Origin of the sequence: Acinetobacter bereziniae LMG 1003 = CIP 70.12 (assembly GCF_000368925.1) — a bacterium.
Classification (GTDB): domain Bacteria; phylum Pseudomonadota; class Gammaproteobacteria; order Pseudomonadales; family Moraxellaceae; genus Acinetobacter; species Acinetobacter bereziniae.
Map to the genome: position 1 here is coordinate 985,913 of NZ_KB849756.1, position 20,277 is coordinate 1,006,189.

Sequence of the window (20,277 nt, forward strand, 5' to 3'; positions counted from 1 at the left end):
ATTAGAATACACCTTGCGCTAACATTGCATCAGCAACTTTTACGAAACCAGCAATATTTGCACCGTTTACATAGTTAACTGTACCGTCTTCTTGCGTACCATATTTCACACAATTACGATGAATTTCTTTCATAATGGCATGTAATCGCTCATCAACCTCTTCAAAAGTCCAACCCAAACGAATTGAGTTTTGAGACATTTCAAGACCAGAAGTTGCTACACCACCCGCATTGGATGCTTTACCTGGCGCATAAAGAATTTTAGCTTCAACAAATTTTTCAACAGCTTCAAGTGTAGAAGGCATATTTGCACCTTCAGCAACACAGATTACACCGTTTTCAAGTAATACTATGGCATCATCTTCATTCAATTCATTTTGTGTTGCACATGGCAAAGCAATATCACATGGAATTGACCAAGGACGTTGACCTTCTAAATATTCAAAGCCATGTTTCGAAGCAAATTCAGAAATACGTCCACGTTTTACATTTTTAAGCTCCATCACTTCTGCAAGGAGTTCGTTGGTAAAACCATTTTTTACATAGACTGTACCATTCGAGTCAGAAAGAGAAACCACTTTTGCACCCAAGTACATTGCTTTTTCTGCTGCAAATTGAGCTACATTTCCTGAACCAGAAATAGCGACAGTTTTGCCTTTAAAGCTATCCCCACGAGTTTTAAGCATTTCTTCAGCAAAATAAACTGTACCAAAACCTGTTGCTTCTGGACGAGCCAATGAGCCACCAAAAGACAAGCCTTTACCTGTAAATACACATGAAGTGTCATTGCTGAGTTTTTTCATCATCCCAGCCATATAACCCACTTCACGTCCACCCACACCAATATCACCCGCTGGAATATCGGTGTTTGAACCTAAATGGCGATAAAGTTCGATCATCAATGCTTGACAGAAACGCATGATTTCGCCTTCTGACTTACCTTTAGGATCAAAGTCAGAACCGCCTTTACCACCACCCATAGGTAATGTGGTTAAAGCATTTTTAAAAGTTTGCTCAAAACCCAAGAATTTTAAAATTGATAGGTTTACCGATGGATGAAAACGCATACCGCCTTTAAATGGACCAATTGCAGAATTGTATTGGACACGGAAAGCGCGGTTAACTTGTGTTTGACCTTTATCGTCTACCCAAGAAACACGAAATTGAATAGCTCGTTCAGGCTCTACAAGACGCTCAAGCAAACCTTGTTCAGCATACTCTGGGTTCTTTTCAATAAATGGCCATAAACTGGTCATCACTTCTTCCACAGCTTGCAAAAACTCTGGTTGATTTGGATCACGTGCTTTTACGTAATTTAAAAAGTCATTCAGGCTACTATATTTCAACGTTCATTCCTCAGCAGAAAATGATACAAAAAAGGTCAAACTTTTCAATAAAATGATAAATTTTGGCGCAAAGTATTTAATCGCTTTTGTGGACAATCCACAACCTTTTTTCAAATGTTTTTTCAAATAATATTTAAATTCAATATGATAATTTCTAATCAAGCTATAAAAAATAGTCTAATTATTGGCATTTTATTCCATAAAATACACCTTGATTTTGATCTAAATTAGCGCATTTTTAGCGCTAATTTAGAGCAAAGATTTTCAACATAAAACATGCTAAAATCCGCATCATCGCTACGCTTTTACCCAGCTCTTGTTTATTTTTGCTTAAAGTCTTTAGTCACATGAATTCATCTCTCTCCATCATTCAGCAAATAGATGCAATTTTGCCTCAGACACAATGTGGACTCTGCGGTCACCGTGATGGATGTTTACCCTATGCCAAAGCCATTGTGGAAGGTGAAGATGCCAATAAATGTGTTCCCGGGGGACAACCTGTTGCTGACGCTTTGGCAGAATTGCTTCATCGAAATAAACTGATTGCAGAACCGAGTGTGTGGCCAATTCAAAGCGATGGTCGCCCGCAACGGATGAAGGCAGTGATTCGTGAAGATGAATGTATCGGATGTACAAAATGTATAAGTGCTTGCCCTGTAGATGCCATTATTGGTTCAGGAAAATTAATGCACACCATACTGACAGATCTTTGCACAGGCTGTGAGTTGTGCATTGCGCCCTGCCCTGTAGACTGCATCGACTTAGTTGAAGATATTCAACCCATCCCAAATAATGAGCAACGCCTATTCGAACAAAATGATTTACGCAGTCGCTACTATGCGCATATTCAACGTGAAGAAAAACAGCGTATTCATCGTAAAGGTCCTGTAGTTCGTGCAGAGATTGATACAGAGTTATTTGCACAGATTACTCAAAATAGTCAGTCTTTACCGACGATTGAAATCGTAGAAGCACCTCAAAAGAAACCCATCGTTACAGATGCGAAAACCACCATTGAACTGGCTAAACTACGTACACAAATTAAAAAATTAGAAAAACAGCTCAGCGTACGAGCCGATCAAAATAAGCAAGATCAACTTGACCAATTATTACGACAATTATCTGTTTTACAAGGAGAAAGTGAATGACTGTAAAAAATATGACAAAAAAACAGATTCAAATTTTCTTTGAAAGACTTCGTGAACAACGTCCAAATCCAAAAACTGAACTGAATTATTCCACACCATTTGAACTTTTGGTTGCTGTAACACTTTCAGCTCAAGCAACAGATGTCAGTGTCAACAAAGCCACCGATAAATTATTTCCTGTTGCCAATACTCCTGAACAAATTTATGCATTGGGTGTGGAAGGCTTAAAGGAATATATTAAAACCATTGGTTTATATAATTCCAAAGCAGAAAATGTCATTAAAGCATGTAAAATTTTGATTGAGAAACATAACAGCCAAGTTCCTGATAATCGTGCTGATTTAGAAGCATTGCCCGGGGTGGGGCGTAAAACAGCAAATGTTGTCTTGAATACAGCCTTTGGTCAAGCCACCATGGCTGTTGACACACATATTTTTCGTGTAGGTAATCGCACAGGGCTTGCTGTCGGTAAAAATGTGCTTGAGGTTGAGCATCGTCTGATCAAAGTGATTCCAAAAGAATTTATCATCGACTCTCATCATTGGCTTATTTTACATGGTCGTTACTGTTGCATCGCGCGCAAGCCAAAATGTCATGAATGTGTGGTATCAGACGTTTGCAATTGGCCTGATAAATTTGAGTTTGGAGCGACAAAAGAAATCAAATCGGCTTAATTCAACCAGCCGCACCGTTGATAGCATTGAAGATTTGATTAATCATTGCTTTATTATCACCTGAGTTCGATAAAAATCCTTGATGAAATATGATACTCGGAAACGTCATCCGCAACTGTTCGAGGCAGGACTACTTTTATAAGATATTGTTTCTGCGACTGATTAAATATCTTGCTGGTGGTTGACGAGTTTTGCGGTGAGCCGCAGGCTGATCCAAAAAATGGATGAAAACTCAGCAAGACTCCGCACAGATTTATTTTTTTCAATAAGTTAAAGGTATGGTTGCGTCGAACTCACGTTAGTATAAAATTTTTATGCTAAAATAATGACTTAGTATAATTTCTATTAAATTTGATTGAGTACCTCTAACGGCACCCAACCTGATTGCCCATCAGACGATCTACTACACCACATCCAACCATTTAATTGCTCTTCGCCGACCAATAGATCGCCCTGATCTACATTTAACTCTTTCGCTGTATAATCCGCTTTTGCATAGCCTTGAAGCTTATCAACCCATTCAATGATTTGTGCAGGAACCCAGCCCTCTAATCCGTCATCAACTTTGCAGAAATACCAATTGTCCCAATTCTCCGAGCCTTGATATTTTTCTCCTATCTTTAGCAAAGCCCCCTTTGAAAAAGTAATCGGCGCTATATATTCACTTCTGTGTTTAGCTATGGCAATCCATTTCATTTTGATCGTCTTTTTATAATAGTGTGCTTTAAATATAACATGTAGCTTGATAGAAAAAGTATTTATAATTATTTGCTTACATCTTTCAATCAGCAAAACTCATCTGTTTTGAATATTGAACATCCATGATGGATAAGAATGTATTTACCCCTCAGTATTTATCCTTGATGCTTTATTTTTTATTTTCCAAATCTTTCTTCATTTTTTCGAGTCGTTTCCATTCCTCTGCCACTTGAGGATGAACTTGGTATTCACCTGTTTTTCTCATCTCGTGGCGTTGTTGCATTTCTTCTTTTTGCGCTTTGCGTAACAATTTAAAGCTCATATACAACAAGCCCAATAAAACCAGAACACTGATAATGACCAAGGCAATTAATAAAAGCTTCATGCTAAATGTCACGCTAACAAAAAAAGAGACCTAATATGAATCAGGTCTCTTCGATTGTCAAAACTTTAAGGTCAAGTTTTAACTTAAAGGATTATTTATCTAAAATAGCAAATAAATCTTTTTGAACGTCTTCGATTCCACGCAAGCCGTTTAATTTATTATAAGTCGGTGCATTTTCTCCAGAAGCTGCACGACCTTGATAGAAACCTACCAATTGTTCAGTTTCATTGTGATAAGAACCTAAACGCTTGCGAATGGTTGCTTCTTCATCATCTGGACGTTGAACAAGATCTTCACCTGTCTCATCATCTTTACCTTCCACTTTAGGTGGATTATAGATCGTATGATAAACACGACCAGATGCTGGATGTTGGCGACGACCAGAAAGGCGTTTTACGATTTCTTCATCAGGCACTTCTATTTCGATCACATGATCGATCGTGATGCCTTCATTTTCCAAAGCTTCAGCTTGCGGAATCGTACGAGGGAAACCATCGAAGATACAACCATTCACGCAGTCAGGTTGTGCAATACGTTCTTTTACTAGACCGATAATAAGCTCATCAGATACTAGACCGCCTGACTCCATTACACTTTTAGCTTTAAGACCTAATTCAGTACCTTCACGAATCGCAGCACGGAGCATATCACCGGTTGAAATTTGTGGGATATTGTAGCGCTTACAGATCAACTGAGCTTGTGTACCTTTACCTGCTCCAGGTGGTCCGAGTAATATAATGCGCATAAAAAAACATCCTCATTTAAAACAATATTTATGATACCGTTTGCCATGACAAATTAAAACTTATCATCGTAATGGCATCAAATTTATAAGAAAGCCACAAATAAATGTATTAAACCAGCAAAGAATCCAGTGACACCACCCAGTACAATCAAAATCCATTCGTCTTCCTGAAATGCAGGACGTAACAAATTTTGAAACTCTTTCGGCGTTAACTCTCTAATCCGCTCTTTAAACATTTGAAAAATTTTCTGTGCACGGCTCGCATTAAACGCTGGGTCGCAAACAGGCACCATCGTAATTTCAATTGATCGATCAATCAAGTCTGTCTTGAGTTTTGCATACTCTTTTGGTCCCAAAGACAATTGTAAAGACGTACGAACCAATGGAGTTTCCATAATTTCGTTAATATGACGCTTCACAATACGGCGCGTTTTATCTTTCTTTGGACCATACATCATTTCTGTCATGATCGATTTTAACGTAATGAGGTCTTCAGTCACTACACTTGCAAAGACTTCTGACACTTCTTCTTGGCGTTTCATAAACGCGCCCTGAACATTATATGTGCCTATTCGAGGAATAACAGGTTTAATCCATGGAAATTTTCGATTTTTTGTACGTTCAAAAAATTGTGGGTAACGAATGTAATGCGGTTCTATAGGGTTAAATACCATCCAGATTGCAATCCAGTTGGTGAGAAACCCCCACACTGCTGCAAAGAACGGAACAGTCCAATGTTGTGGTACAAAAACGTACACAAACATTTGAAAAATACCAAAAAAACTTCCAATAACAGCACTAATATGCCAAATAAAATTAATTTCTTTCTGACCGACTTTTAAAAACATACGCACCATCAAACGGCGGTCACCTTCCATTTGATTGACCACCATATCACGCATATTGACCAGTGACTCAACGTTCATGGTCAGTTCGGTCACAAGTTCTTTTAAGGTACCTGGTAGTTGCTTATGTGCTTGACCATAAATACGACGCTTGATGGAATAAGGTAAATTTTCCCATAATACAGCATTGCGATCCAACATCACTTCATCGATCAGATGCTCAAGTTCAAAACCGACTTGCTCACCGATGATGCGCGCCATATCTTCTGGATCCATTGCATCCAGGAACTCACGCAAAGAACCCAATTTAGATAAGGTATTGTCGGTAATAATGCCAGAAATTCGTCCAGCTTTACGTGGCACAATGCCTTGCCAACCTACGGGTAAAGGACCTAAATGAAATCCCCAAAACGTAATTGGATAGAATACCATTTTCAGTGCCATCCAAACGTGTGCCCAAGTTACAAAGGCAGTCACAGGAATGATACTTAAGATAGCAAGATGATCGGGTCTAGCCGTAAAAGCGTGCCACAAACCATTAACGTATTCCAACATGCATGACTCTCGTATTTATTTCTATTGGCGGTCGAAGGATCTGTATAAAATCATAAAATTTTAAAAACCTACACTTAAAGTATAAGCGAATTGTATCTGAGGGCGAGTTTCCAAGATCATATCTCCATTTTTATTATGAAGTTCACTTCCTGCACCCATACCTACACTGAATGTACTTATACGTTCTTTATTCAATAAAACATAAGCGATATCAGCCCCACCACCATATTGAACCTCATCACTTCCGTCTACTTTTTTACTTTTAAGTGAGCCACCATACAGTCCCACATAGAATCCATTTTTGTCAGTGCCATTTAATGCAACAGGAATTCGATAACCCACTTGTCCAGCAAATGCATTGTCGCCATTATAAAAAGCACCTAATTTGGTATAGGCAATTCCATAAGGGTTGACCCACTCAGCATTGAAGTGAACGATTTGTTGAGTCACACCTGCACCAAAGTTCCATTTAGATGCATCCTCAGGCTTAATCTTCGCCTCTGGTAAAATTCCCTTCAAATCTGGCAAATATTCTTTAACATCAGCATGCGCGAAGTTTCCTACAGCGACTAATATTAATAAGGGAAATATTTTTCTCATTATTTTCTCCATTACCCCTAACGTTAACTTGGGTCGAGTTCTTTATCCTTAATGCTCGACTTTAACAGAATTATTTTAGCACTCATATACAAAACACTATAAATTTAATGTCGCTAAGGTCAAATCCGCACCATGTGATCGAACATGATTTGTTCGAGTATTTAGTTAAAATAAATTTTTACGAGTTATTTGTGTTTTTTACTTTTTAATCCTCAATCTAGGGTAAAATGTTTCGCCCTCGCATTCACCTATTTTCAGTATCTAAAGCCGACGACGTATGAAGCAGCAGTTTCCTTTAAAAAATGTCCAACAAGAAAAACGCATCTTTCGGAGCCGTGTTTTTTTTGCGATTGGTATTGTTTCATTTTTTATGTGTCTACTGATTGCACGTTATGCTTATCTGCAAATTTTTCATCATCAAGAGTTTAGCGAAGCATCGGATAAAAACCGTATACGCTTACAGCCGATTGCGCCTGCACGTGGTTATATCTATGACCGTAATGGTATTTTATTGGCTGACAACTACCCTGTTTTTACTGCAACCTTGAGTAAAGCTGATGTCGAAGATATTGAGGGTACTGTTCAACGTTTAATTCCTATTTTAAATCTGAGTCAAGAAGATATTGACCGTTTTAATAGTCGTATTAAAACCTCTAAAAAAACCGAACGTGTCACCTTAAAACTGAATTTAACTGAGCAAGATATTGCACGCTTCAGTGAAGTTAAATTTCAGTTTCCTGGGGTAGATATCGAAACACAGATGACACGTTACTATCCACATGGGGAGTTATTTGCACATGTGATTGGTTATGTGGGTCGTATCAATGACAAAGAACTTAAATCCATTGATAAAGACAGTTATGCAGGAACCAACTTAATCGGAAAAATCGGTGTAGAGAAATCTTATGAAGATTTATTACATGGTGTTCCAGGTTATGAATCTATTGAAGCCGATGCGCACGGGAATGTGCTACGCCATTTAGGTCGTAAAGAATCAACGCGTGGTAATGATCTCTATCTTTCACTTGATTATGGTTTACAAACTGTAGCAGCTGAACAACTGAAAGACCGTCGTGGCGCTATTGTTGCTATTGATCCTCGTACAGGTGAGATTCTAGCACTCGTCTCCAGTCCAAGCTTTAACCCCAATTTATTTGTCACTGGGATCGGGCATGATGACTATACTGCCTTGCGTGATAATCTCGATCAACCGCTTTATAACCGTGCTGTTCAAGGAACTTATCCGCCGGGTTCAACCATCAAGCCAATGGAAGGATTAGGGGGAATTCACTTTAAAACTGTGGATTGGGGCACTGCTATTTCTGATCCAGGTTATTTCCATTTACCTGGCGACTCGCATAAATTCCGTGACTGGAAAAAAACAGGACACGGCTCTGTCAATTTACATAAATCCATCGTCGTTTCTTGTGATACCTATTTCTACATTTTGTCTTATCAAATGGGTATCGACCGTATGAACGAGTGGATGCGCCAATTTGGTTTTGGCGAAAAAACTGGAGTAGATTTACCGAGTGAAAGTACAGGACTTTATCCAAGCCCAGAATGGAAAATGCGTACCCGTAAGAGCAAATGGCTCAAGGGTGAAACGATTTCTGTGAGTATTGGACAAGGTGCATTTACTGCAACACCTTTACAGCTTGCTATGGCAACGGCGATTACCGCCAATCATGGTGCGCATGTAACACCACATGTTTTACGCGAATCCAAAGGTGCAAAAAAACATCCTGTGCATAACGCACCTACAGGAAAAATCAATTTTAGCGGTACCGATGATGACTGGGTCAAAATGCGTGACGCAATGGTGGACGTGATTCAATCTGGTACAGGTCGTGGTATTCGTACACCAATGTATCAAATTGCAGGTAAAACAGGGACGGCGCAGGTCAAGAGTATTGCTCAAGGAAAACGTTATAACGAAGCTGCACTTACAGCTCGTCAGCTCGATCACGGTCTATTTGTTGGCTTTGCGCCTGCTGAAAATCCTGAAATTGCCATTGCAGTGATTTGGGAAAATGGTCGTCATGGGGGTTCTGCTGCAAAAATTGCCCGTCCAGTTTTTGATTATTGGCTATTAACACGTAAGAAAAATCCAATTGCTCCACTCAATCATCAGGTCAGTGGCGGTTTAATGACTGCTGGGATCAAACCGGGTGAATTGCCGAGTGGTGATGTTTCACTTGCAGCTGATCCAAATGCAATGCCTAAACCAAAGCCAAACTCAGCAACCAATTCAGCGCAGAATCATAGCAATACTCAAGGGCATAGAAACAATACTCCGCAACCAGCTACCGCACCATCTAATGAGGCTGATATCAGTGAATAATAAAGTGAAAAACCAATTAAGAATTATTGGTGGAGAATGGAAACGACGTGTTCTCCCTTTTGCTGATATTGAGGGTTTGCGTCCTACACCTGACCGTGTTAGAGAAACTTTATTTAACTGGTTGATGTGGGATATTCAAAATACTAAAGTGCTGGACCTCTGTGCAGGTTCAGGTGCTTTAAGCTTTGAAGCATTATCTCGTGGTGCGCGTTATGTGGTGATGATTGAACCAAATCTTAAACAGGCAAAGTTTTTAAAAGATAATATTCAATTACTCAAAGTAGAAAATTGCCAACTTAAAATTCAGACAGCACAACAAGCGTTGTCCAACCTGAATGAACAATTTGATTTGGTATTTTTAGACCCACCGTATAGTTTAAATTTGTGGGAAGAATTGGCTCAAAAAGTTGATCCATATTTGTCTAGTGACGCATTGATTTACGTTGAAGCAGATCGTGCTTTAAATCAATTAAATTTACCTGCAACGTGGCAACTGCAAAAACAAACCAAAGCTGGTGTGGTACAGGCAGGCTTGTTTAAAAAAATAATATGATGGAGATTTGATCAATTGTGATTTATACATCATTTTGTTCTATCTAGCGCAAATTTATTTAAACTTGAATTTATTTAAACTTGAGAAGTAAAGCGTGGCAATAAAAGCTTTATATGATTAAACAATAAATTCATCGCATGAATTTGATTGATCAATTTGCGTATAAAAATTATAAAAAAATGGGCATTTACAGCCCATTTTTTTAATCAATAATTAACGCGTTTTCCAATTCCAGTCACGATCATTGCGATCTCGATCATAGCGATCGCGGTCACGATCATGACGATGATCCCAACGGTCACGATCACGATGATCATATCGACCATGCCCACCACGATGATCATCATCGTATGGTGCAACAATACAGCCCGTTAAGGAAACACCTAAAACACCGAGTAAAATAATTTTCTTCATCATGACAGTAGCGCCCTATTCATCTTATTTTTGAAGCTTAACTGTGTAATGTGAAGTTCAACGCAAGCTTGTGTTTCAACGTGTAGTTATTTCAACATGATTTATTCACACTACTTATTTTTAGATAAAAAGCTATTTTAAATTAATAGGTTAATGTATGAATCCAAAATAGTCGTATGAGTTGTCCTCGATCATAGGGAAAACTGGAAATATATTCATAACCCACTCTATTTAAAGCATTGATCTTAAACTCAATTCCGTAACCAAAGGACAGATAAAGTTCATTTACAGAGGCACTATTTGAGTTTGGGTTAATCAATGAAATTTTTAATTGCTGTACATTATAAGCTGTATAATTAAAGATCCGAATTCGATCATTTTCATAAAATTGGTTACTCAGAATTGAATAATCTGCCAATTGCTGCTCATACTCCTCAGCTAATTTTTTCTGAATTTCACTTTGTTGTAAAAAATCTTCATTTTGATCTGTAATTTCATCAAAATAGCTTAGGCTATTTTCTGGATTTTCAATATGAAATAAAGTCTCGTGTTCCAATTCAATATCTGATTGTTGAGCGTTTTGCTGACCTTCTAAATTTTCGATAGCAGCAGATTCAGGCATAACGATCATTTGATCCAAAGCATAGAGCTGTGAATTAAATCCAAATAGAATAATCAGTATGAAGTAAAACTTGCAGAAAAATCGCATAAGTAAGGTGATCAATTTACGATGAATTTTGTGGTTAATATAGATGCGAAAAATATGTGATAGGTTATATTAAATGTATCATATTTAAAGTTAAGTTAAAGCATATACTCAATTTGATTTTTGCAAGAAATTAGAGAATTATAAATAAAAAAGAGCTGCCAACATGACAGCTCTTTTAACTAAGCGAACTTAACCAATGATAATCTGATGATTCGCTAACAATGTTTCCAGTTCAGTATTTACACCATTCAGTGTAAGCAGATTAGTCATAGCATATGCACCACCTGCACCATCTCGATCAATACTCAACACAGTATTGCCACCACTATGAGACACTTGTAAATAACTGCCAATATTGTCACCAGAATCAAGCGTTGCAATACCATTCACATAATGTGCAGCGCCATCACTATCAGCAGTATACCCAATCAATAAAGATTTCAGATCAATCCGGTCTGCGTCAGCTGTGGCTTCAACTGTACCCACTTTAAAGCCATTCACACTATCTGTACCATTGCCACCCGTTGCATCGGCTAACAATACTTTATATAACAAAGTATCTTGACCACCGTTGGCAAGATTAAAGGTGTCATTACCACCCCGCCCTTCAAACTGATTATTGGCTGTATTGCCTGTAAACGTGTCATTCCCATTCCCACCAGCAAGAGCTTCAATGTTCTTAAAGCTCGCTGTTCCAAAACCAGTGTTTTGAGCACTCATATTAGACAAATCAATGGTCAATGCAGTGCTGCCTGCCAGTTTATAGTCAACAGTATCCAACCCACCAGTTGCACTCCAATTACTGTTACCAGATAAATCCACTGCCGTTCCACCACTACCGTCATAACTGTCTGTCCCTGCTGTTGCAAAGAAAATATCGTTATAACCAGTACCGATGAATTTACCATTCGCAACGTTGGTCGTTGCTTCACCTGATAAGACATAAGCTTGGGTCGCTGCACCAGCGGTTAAACCTGCCCAGCTGAGGTTAATATTTTCAATGCTGTTTCCGCCTAGGCTTGCTGAACCACCCACATCCTGAGATACACCATTGACACTCTTAATCAATACAGCGGTGTAGCTGTCATTCGCATTCAAGCCGTAGAAGTTGACGATACCTGAACCATCTGCACCAAATACACCTGATTGTGGATTCAATATTTGTGATGCGACTAATGTACCCGCACTATTGTAAAGCTGTACAGTGTTGCCATAGTACACGTTTAGACCATTGGCATCTAAAATACGTAAATGCAAACTGGTACCATCTGCAACAATATTGTTGTTTTGCAATAAGATCGTATTGGCACCGCCTTTATAAGCCAATACATCGACTGCACCATCCCAATTATAATCTACTGCTAAAGCTCCATTCACACCTGTAATTGCAGTTCCCAGTGTACTTTGCGTAAAGCTTCCTGCCCCATTGTTGGTATATAGGTTTGGTACTGCACTGACGCCAGAACGCGGCAATTCCACAATATCCATTTTACCATCATGATTCCAATCCACTGCGACTGAAGCACCACCATCTAAAGTATCTGAAAGGTAAGTTGCCTGACCGCCCGCAGTCCCAGAAGCTGTTCCAAACAGACTTCCTGTGCCACTGTTCCAGTAAATACGGCTCGCTGTACTATCAGCAGTATTTGCAGCATTTCGACCAGCACCAAGGAATAAATCCATTTTACCGTCATTGTTGAAGTCTGCCCATGTCATCGCGGTCGCAGAGGCTGGGTCACCTGCTGCTCCTGTTCTAAATACACCAGCCACATTGATTTGAGTAAACGTATTATTGGCAGTTTGTACATTGGTCAATAAAGTCAAGGCATAAGCACCACCTGCTGTCGGTGTCGTTGCGCCACTGGTATGCTGAACCACATCTACAGCACCATCATTGGTCAAATCCACTGCCGCGACTTCAGAGAACGTATTTCCTGTTACTGTTGGAGGCTTACCCTGCACGCCCCCTGCCATTAAAGACAGGCTACCTGCAGTATTGGTAATAAACGTCATAGAGTCATTACCTGTATCGCCATAAGCAAAATCTAGATAACCATCGCCTGTTTTATCATAAGCAACCACAGCACCATTCCACATAGATGTGCCGCTTACCAGTACCTGATGGTTATAATTGATACCATCAATCGTGGTCCATACACTTTGCGATGAAGCACCTGTACTGGTATTTGTGAAAATATCCATAAAGCCATCACGATTAAAATCAGCAAATGATGCGCCTGACAATCCACCACTTCCGCCAGTAACACTGACATTGGTATAGGTATTCAATCCAGTACTGTTATAGATCATTCCAACATCACTCGTCGTACTGGTTTGGAAGAATGACCATAAACCATTTTGCCCCAGCGTCATGGTTGCACCCCCCACAACATTACCGACATCAGCATCCCCCCAAGTAGGCGTCAATGAACCTGACGAACTGAGCACTTCCAACTCCATACGACTTGCATCACTCATGATTATCGAGCCATTCGCATCCACGATGTTTGCCATTACATCATAGCGCCCGACATTGACTGCACCGACAGGCAATTGCACATACCAAGTGTGATTTACAGGATCTACGACCACAGTATTGTTTGCCGTACTATAGGTCGTACCATTTACGGTTATTTGTAAAACCTCACCAATATTTAAGCCATAAGGAATGGTTCCACTCACAATTGGCGTAGTATCTGTGGTGGTTTGTGCATTGATATGAATTAAAGCGGCAGTTGAAGAACCCAGTAACAGTTGCCCATTCGCCAGCAAAGACTCCATACTCATGCTCAGACCATTGAGTATCAACAAAGGCGTTGTAAAGTTCCCAGTACCCGCTAGATCAACTGAAATCACAGTGTTACCACCCGCTGTCATGACTTGAAGATAATTGCGCAACCCGAGCGATGCACTGTCCAATACATAGGTTCCTGTACCAGCATCAAAGTAGACATAGGCTGTGCCAGTATAAGCTGTCAATAAGCCACTCAGGTCAATGATATCTGCATCAGAATTCGGTGCAAAAGCTAAACTCCCTCCACTGAAATCATTGATCGTATCAGTACCATTTCCCCCAGTAACATGATCAGCAGGATTAATCAGGTTGTATACTATTCGATCATTACCTCCATTAAAGCCTAAAGTGATAATGTCATCCCCGCCACGACCTTCAAAAATATTATCAGTGTTATTACCAAATGAACCGAGTAAACCGATTAAGGTATCTGCTTGTGCACTACCACGTACCCCCTCAACATTGGTGATATTACTAATCGTCCCCCAACCTGATACCGTACCAGCTTGTAGATTAACCGTTACACCTGTAGATGCATTACGGAAATCAATAATATCCATACCCCCTGAAGCAACCCAAGTTTTACTTTCACCTTTCATGACAGGTAAATTCCAGCCACCACCGCCGTTATAAGCTGTGGTCCCCCCTGTCACATTAGAAACCACATAAGTATCGTTATAGCCAGTACCCACCAATGTTGTTGCATTGGCAGTGGTCACAGCTGTTGTGGTCAACACTTGTGCGTCAACCGCACTGCTTGGAGTAACGTTCCATGAGTACGTCGTTGTCACGCCATGATCATTCGCCAATAATTTGACTGTGTAGCTTTGTGATGGATCCAAACCAAAAATGTTGACCAATGCAGAACCATCGTTGACCCAATTTCCTGATTGTGGATTTATGATTTGGGTGGATACTAAACGCCCCGAAGAATCGAACAACTGAACGGTATTACCGTAATAGACATTATGACCTTCTGCATTCACGATACGCAGATGCAAAGCTGTTCCATCTTTGACTTGGTTGGTGTTGCTGATTAACTGTGTCTGTGTACTCGTATTAAAACTGGCTAACAGGTCAATATCACCATCCCAATCATAGTCAGCAGCGGCGATACCATTTAACGTGCTATTCCCCATATCAGCCAATTGCGTAGTCGCCCATCCCGCAGCCACATTACCGTTATTGGTATATAGATTCGCAATACCCGTCGTATAATCGACCTCTATTGCATCCATTTTGCCGTCACCATTCCAGTCGACAGCAACAGACGCTTCTCCAGCTAGGCTATCATTTGCAATTGCAATTCCATTGCTTGATAAGCTACCACCGTTATTGAGGAAAATTTTGCTATTGGCGGAGGTTCCTGTTTGAGTTGTATTTAAATATAAATCCAGATAACCATCACCATTAAAGTCTGCCCAAGTCATCGATAACGGGGTGGTCGAATCATCTGCTCTAGCGGCTCCGAATACATTGGTAATGACCTGTGTTTCAGTCCAGTTTGCACCCGTTGCACTGCTACTACCGTTATTTAACAACAAGCTTAATGTATAAGCGCCTGTTACCCCAGATTGGCTAGTGGTGGCATGTATAGCGAGGTCGACTTTACCATCATTATTTAAATCTACTGCTGAATTTTCTCGATCCATGGTCAATGTATTCAGACCTGTTGCTGTCGGATTACCTGATGCCCGTCCATAGACACTGAATACACCACTATTATTTTTCAAAAATGCTGAGGAGTCGTTTCCTCTATCACCAATCACAGCATCCAAATAACCATCACCATCCATATCTAGAAATACTGAACCACCACGTGCAACAAGTTGTCCAGCATCTACAGTACCAGCAGTAAATCCTCCGCCAGCAATACCCGTCCAAATCGGCGCTGTCGAACTCACGGCACTATCTGTGCCGATGATGTCAATATTTCCATCCAGATTGTAATCACCGAAAGAATATGAACTGACCGTACCAGAAGCGAGTGTCAAAGCTGTGGTGGTATAACTTGTCGTTGAAGCACCAGCATAAACCGCTTGATCATTGACAAAAGTCCAGTGTCCATTCGTGTTAATGACCATACTGCTACCATAACCCAGTGTTGCATTGGTACCAAAAGCACTGTTGGTATATGGCGCATTACCCAAGTTGTTCACGACATCTATATCGGAAGTCATGCTTAGGCGACTACGGTTCCCTGCTGCATCCCAAATGACATAACCCAGATGGTACTGACCTGCTGTCAAACTCAATGACATATTCCATGTCCCACCTGCTGCGACTGTTGCAACATTGAGGACACTATCAACACCTTCTGTATAAATCCCATCGTTGTTAATATCATTGATCAGCGCCACAACACTGCCAACCTCAGCTGTGCCATCCACACTGCTGTTAAACTGTGCTGTACCTGCAAGGATTGTTTTGTCACCATCAGCATCGATCGAACCAGCATTGGCAAAATCTGGATTACTCAAAGTCATCGATGGTGCTGTTAAATCAAAGGTATATGTTGTTGTGGTGGTTGAGCCATGCGTTCCATTCACGGTATTTTCAATCCGTACTTGTAATGGAACAGTTGTCGATACTGCATAACCGAATGGTTGCGGATTATATGCCCAACTTGTTGCACCCAAAGTCGTTTGCACCACAATCCAACTGTTCCCACCATCCAGACTAATCGTGACTTGTTCATTCGCTTCCAAAGCACGACTGATCGTCCCATTCAGTATTGGCGTACTATCACGAGTGATCAAATCAGTATTGGTCGCATTATTATTGGTAGAGTAATTGCCAATCTGACCATAAGCAGTATCGGTCATGAGAGAACTGAGTGTGGCTGTTGCATCAACAGTTAAGGTGAAGATTGGACTTGCAGTTCCTTCATTACCCGCTTGATCTGCAACTTTGACATAGTAATTATATGTGCCAAAACCTAAGATATTCGGTGTATAACTCCATGAAGTCTGACCATTGGTTAATACGATTGAGGTGATTAAAACATTATTCTGATAAAGGTTAATGGTATAACCAGCTTGTACGCCTGCTGTGACCGCCCCAATCAAGGTTGGTGTGGTATCATCCGTCGTTGTATTGTTCCCCATCAATCCAGTAACTGCACCGGAATTATCAATATAATTATTAATATTGGCTGTTTGTGAGGTGGCTATCGTATCAACGATTAAATTGAAGGTGTTGGATATCGGTCCTTGATTGCCTGCAGCATCCATCACACGTGCAGTAAAATCATGACTGCCGTTGCTTAAAATGTTTGTAAATTCAAAAGTCCAATTTAAACCTGTAACGGTTGCAATACCTAAAAAGGTTGAGCCTTCATATATACGCAATACTTCATTCGCACCTAAACCTGTGTTGAGTGTACCGTTTAAAACAGGCAGCGTATCATTGGTATAACTACCTGATCCATAATCACCAGTGTTCATGATGACATCATCTGTAAAACTATTAATGATCGCTTGTTGAGTTGGTGGTGTTGTATCCAATATTAATGTGAAGGCAGCTGACTCAGGTCCTTCATTACCAGCCTGATCGACCACAACAGCGGTATAGGTATAAGTGCCATCTGTTCCTAGCGATAAAGGTAAAGTCCAAGTTGTTCCTGTGACTGAAGCAATACCAACTAAATTGCCGTTATTATCATGGATATGTAAACTTTCTCCTGATGATAATGCAGTATTCAGCGTTCCTTTTAAAAGTGCATGACTATCGTCAGTCGTAGTACCACTCACAAAATCGCCTTGAAATAATCCAACCGTATCATTATAGACAGTAATAGTTGGAACTTCTGTCGGTGCAATCGTATCCACAATCAATTCAAATATATTGGACTGTGCCAGAACACTGTTAAAACTATTCATCACCTCTGCACGATAGCTATAAAGACCATCACTTAAACCTGTGACTTGATAACTCCAAGACGTTTCAAAAACATCAGCTTCTCCCAGTAATATTGATGTACCCAGTACTTGATCAACTTGATAAACCAGCACTTTATCTCCATCATTTAATACTTTTCCAAGAGTTCCCATTAAGAGTGGCGAACTATCGTCTGTTTGACTTCCAGATAAATAATTCCCCATATTGTCGCCATAATCGTCGTTATAGAGGGTAATCGTGATATCTTCTGGCTGTACAGTGGAGTCAACTGTCAGAGTAAATGGCGCTGACGCTAGAGATTCATTACCTGCTTCGTCCGCAACTTTGACTGTATAAGTGTGAGTACTTGGATCTGTTAAGGTTGGTAAATTAAAAAACCAATTTGTGCCACCTGTTGTTGTCGCAACACCAACTAGAATTGTCCCCTCATAAATACGTATTTCATATTCAGGTGGAATTACAGAACTAAGTGTTCCATTGAGTATGGGATTTCTGTCATCTGTTGTTGTACCATTCCCAAAAGTGCCAATAACTGGTCCAGTTAGATCTAAATAACTGGTAATATTTGCGGTTTGTGTTGGCGCCACAGTGTCAACAATTATTCTAAATGCTGGAGACGAAAATACTCCAAGATTCCCCGCCGCATCCGCAACAACTGCCGTATAATTTTTATTGTCACCATTCACTAAACCTGCCACATCAAAGGTCCAAGCTGTGCGACTGGCATTTAAGGTTGCAACACCTATTTGTGTTGTCCCTTCATAAACGAGAACAACGTCGGTTGCAGCCAATGCACCACCGCTGATGGTTCCATTTAATCGAGGCGCTGTATCATCGGTATGTGTGCCACTTGGATAATCTCCAGTATTCGTACCCAAATCATCAGTGAAACTGTCAATAGTTGTGGTCTGTGTGGGTGCAAGCGTATCAATTGTCAGTGTGAAGTTCGCAGAATTAGTTCCATGATTACCTGCCGCATCAACAACGACTGCATAATAAGTATAACTGCCATTGCTCAGTGAAGGTAATTGGAAACTCCATCCTGTTCCTGTAGCATCGACAACAGCAACACCTAGCAGCGTATCACTATCATCATAAATTTCAACAACTTCCCCTAAACTTAAAGCACTACTCAAAGTTCCATTTAAGAGCGGTGTGGTATCATCCGTCGTTGTATTCGTATTGTTATCTCCTTGATAAATACCTATATTATCTGTATAGCTATCAATCATCACGGTTGTCGTTGGTGCAGTGGTATCTACAGTTAATGTAAATGCTGGGGACATTGAACCTGCATTACCTGCAATATCAACAATACGAACAGTATATTGATAGGTCATACCATCATTCAAACCAGATAATGAGTACGTCCAAGTGGTATCACCAGGACTCAATGTAATCGATGCAATCCATGTACCATTTTGATATAACTCAAGAATATCGCCCGCTTGCACTCCTGCTGTGATTGAGCCAATTAATGTCGGGGTAGTATCATTGGTGTTAGTATTATCTCCCATTAATCCTGTGTTAGGATCAACTAAATCAAAATAGCTATTAATAAAAGCATTTTGTGTTGGGGCAGTCGTATCTATTTGTATTACTTGACTATCTGTTGCCCCAATATTACCTGCAACATCCACAATACGAACCTGATAGATATAATCACCATCAGGGCTTAAAACCCAAGGGTCTTGGTAACTCCATGTACCTCCTGTAACGATTAGATTTACCCAATTGATACCATCCACACTTATTTGAACTTGTTCATCTGCTGCCAATGTACCGACAACACCATTCACGGTAATTGATTGGTCATTGGTGATAAAATCCGTCGAACTCGTCCCACTGTCTGTACTGATAGATGTAATATTCAATAAAGTGCTGACTGAAGGTCCTGTTAAATCAACAATCACTATCTGATCATCACTTTGACCAATATTTCCAGCTGCATCAACTACACGTACTTGATAAGTATATTCTCCTTCTAAAAGTGTCCGAGTATCCTCATAATGCCATGTTCCTGCATTTACAGTCAGATCAATCCAATTCAAACCGCCATCAATACTGATTTGTGCAGTTTCACCCACTGCCAAAGTCCCAACCGTACCATTAATTGTCAGACTGGTATCATTGGTAATAAAATCGGTCGTATTCAGTCCAGTATCATCAGTAATCGAAACGATATTAATCGTTGTACTTACTGAAGGTGGTGTTGTATCTATGTTCAATACATATGCATTTGATAAATTCGCTTGATTACCCGCGCCATCTTCTACACGTGCAGTATAGGTGTAGCTTATGCCATCACTTAAACCACTATCATCAAATATCCAAGTTGTGCCAGTACCTGTAATGGTTGCCGTTCCAACTCTAATATTTGTATTACCATCATTTCGATAAATCGCAACGACTTCTGTTGCACCTAAAACGGCACTAATTTCACCTAAAATTTGTGGTGATGTGTCATTACTATATCCAGCGCTATCTATATGACCCGTATTTGGCGCAACATTGTCATTTATACCTGTAATCGTTGCGACTTGTGTTGGCACAATATTGTCAACATA

At 40.1% G+C, this 20,277-nt stretch carries 13 protein-coding genes; 4 read left to right on the top strand and 9 right to left on the bottom strand.

The genetic code is table 11. The features are described 5' to 3' along the window. Window position 1: 1 nt before the first annotated feature. Window positions 2–1,345, bottom strand: coding sequence for an NADP-specific glutamate dehydrogenase (gene gdhA / locus F938_RS14600; RefSeq protein WP_005032897.1), 1,344 nt, complete (start codon window positions 1,343–1,345; stop codon window positions 2–4). Between the two features lie 347 nt (window positions 1,346–1,692). Here gdhA and F938_RS14605 point away from each other — a divergent pair, with 347 nt between their 5' ends. Both F938_RS14605 and nth read left to right on the top strand, forming a co-directional pair. Continuing rightward, window positions 1,693–2,493: an RnfABCDGE type electron transport complex subunit B gene (locus F938_RS14605; RefSeq protein WP_005032899.1), complete on the top strand. Its 801-nt coding sequence runs from the start codon at window positions 1,693–1,695 to the stop codon at window positions 2,491–2,493. Further along, window positions 2,490–3,167: an endonuclease III gene (nth, locus tag F938_RS14610; protein ID WP_005032902.1), complete on the top strand. Its 678-nt coding sequence runs from the start codon at window positions 2,490–2,492 to the stop codon at window positions 3,165–3,167. The genes F938_RS14605 and nth overlap by 4 nt, the downstream gene beginning before the upstream one ends. 345 nt (window positions 3,168–3,512) lie before the next feature. Here the strand turns inward: nth and F938_RS14615 are convergent, their stop codons facing one another. The 5 genes from F938_RS14615 to F938_RS14635 all read right to left on the bottom strand — a co-directional run bounded on the left by F938_RS14615 (window position 3,513) and on the right by F938_RS14635 (window position 6,996). Then, window positions 3,513–3,863: an SH3 domain-containing protein gene (locus F938_RS14615; protein ID WP_005032904.1), complete on the bottom strand. Its 351-nt coding sequence runs from the start codon at window positions 3,861–3,863 to the stop codon at window positions 3,513–3,515. A 172-nt stretch (window positions 3,864–4,035) separates the two neighbouring features. Continuing rightward, a complete protein-coding gene (locus F938_RS14620; protein ID WP_005032906.1) occupies window positions 4,036–4,251 on the bottom strand; it encodes a hypothetical protein in 216 nt (71 codons plus the stop codon). 91 nt (window positions 4,252–4,342) lie between these two features. Then, window positions 4,343–4,996: an adenylate kinase gene (adk, locus tag F938_RS14625; protein WP_004829407.1), complete on the bottom strand. Its 654-nt coding sequence runs from the start codon at window positions 4,994–4,996 to the stop codon at window positions 4,343–4,345. Between the two features lie 83 nt (window positions 4,997–5,079). Further along, entirely contained in the window at window positions 5,080–6,396 is a 1,317-nt protein-coding gene (locus F938_RS14630; RefSeq protein WP_005032908.1) for a DUF445 domain-containing protein, read from the bottom strand. Window positions 6,397–6,456: 60 nt separating this feature from the next. Further along, window positions 6,457–6,996 carry a hypothetical protein gene (locus F938_RS14635; protein WP_005032911.1) on the bottom strand — a complete coding sequence of 180 codons (540 nt, stop codon included), beginning with the start codon at window positions 6,994–6,996 and terminating at the stop codon, window positions 6,457–6,459. A 277-nt stretch (window positions 6,997–7,273) separates the two neighbouring features. Here F938_RS14635 and mrdA point away from each other — a divergent pair, with 277 nt between their 5' ends. Then, window positions 7,274–9,340, top strand: coding sequence for a penicillin-binding protein 2 (gene mrdA, locus F938_RS14640; RefSeq protein ID WP_005032912.1), 2,067 nt, complete (start codon window positions 7,274–7,276; stop codon window positions 9,338–9,340). 4 nt (window positions 9,341–9,344) lie between these two features. Continuing rightward, the gene (rsmD, locus tag F938_RS14645) at window positions 9,345–9,893 is read left to right on the top strand and encodes a 16S rRNA (guanine(966)-N(2))-methyltransferase RsmD (protein WP_034715485.1); all 549 of its coding nucleotides are present in this window, start codon (window positions 9,345–9,347) and stop codon (window positions 9,891–9,893) included. Between the two features lie 213 nt (window positions 9,894–10,106). Here rsmD and F938_RS14650 read toward each other — a convergent pair whose 3' ends face one another. The 3 genes from F938_RS14650 to F938_RS14660 all read right to left on the bottom strand — a co-directional run bounded on the left by F938_RS14650 (window position 10,107) and on the right by F938_RS14660 (window position 20,262). Further along, window positions 10,107–10,310: a hypothetical protein gene (locus F938_RS14650; RefSeq protein WP_005032919.1), complete on the bottom strand. Its 204-nt coding sequence runs from the start codon at window positions 10,308–10,310 to the stop codon at window positions 10,107–10,109. Between the two features lie 139 nt (window positions 10,311–10,449). Next, window positions 10,450–10,929, bottom strand: a complete 480-nt coding sequence (locus F938_RS14655; RefSeq protein WP_010591004.1) for a hypothetical protein — start codon at window positions 10,927–10,929, stop codon at window positions 10,450–10,452. A gap of 276 nt (window positions 10,930–11,205) precedes the next feature. Beyond that, window positions 11,206–20,262, bottom strand: coding sequence for an Ig-like domain-containing protein (locus F938_RS14660; protein ID WP_034715487.1), 9,057 nt, complete (start codon window positions 20,260–20,262; stop codon window positions 11,206–11,208). Window positions 20,263–20,277 lie beyond the last annotated feature (15 nt).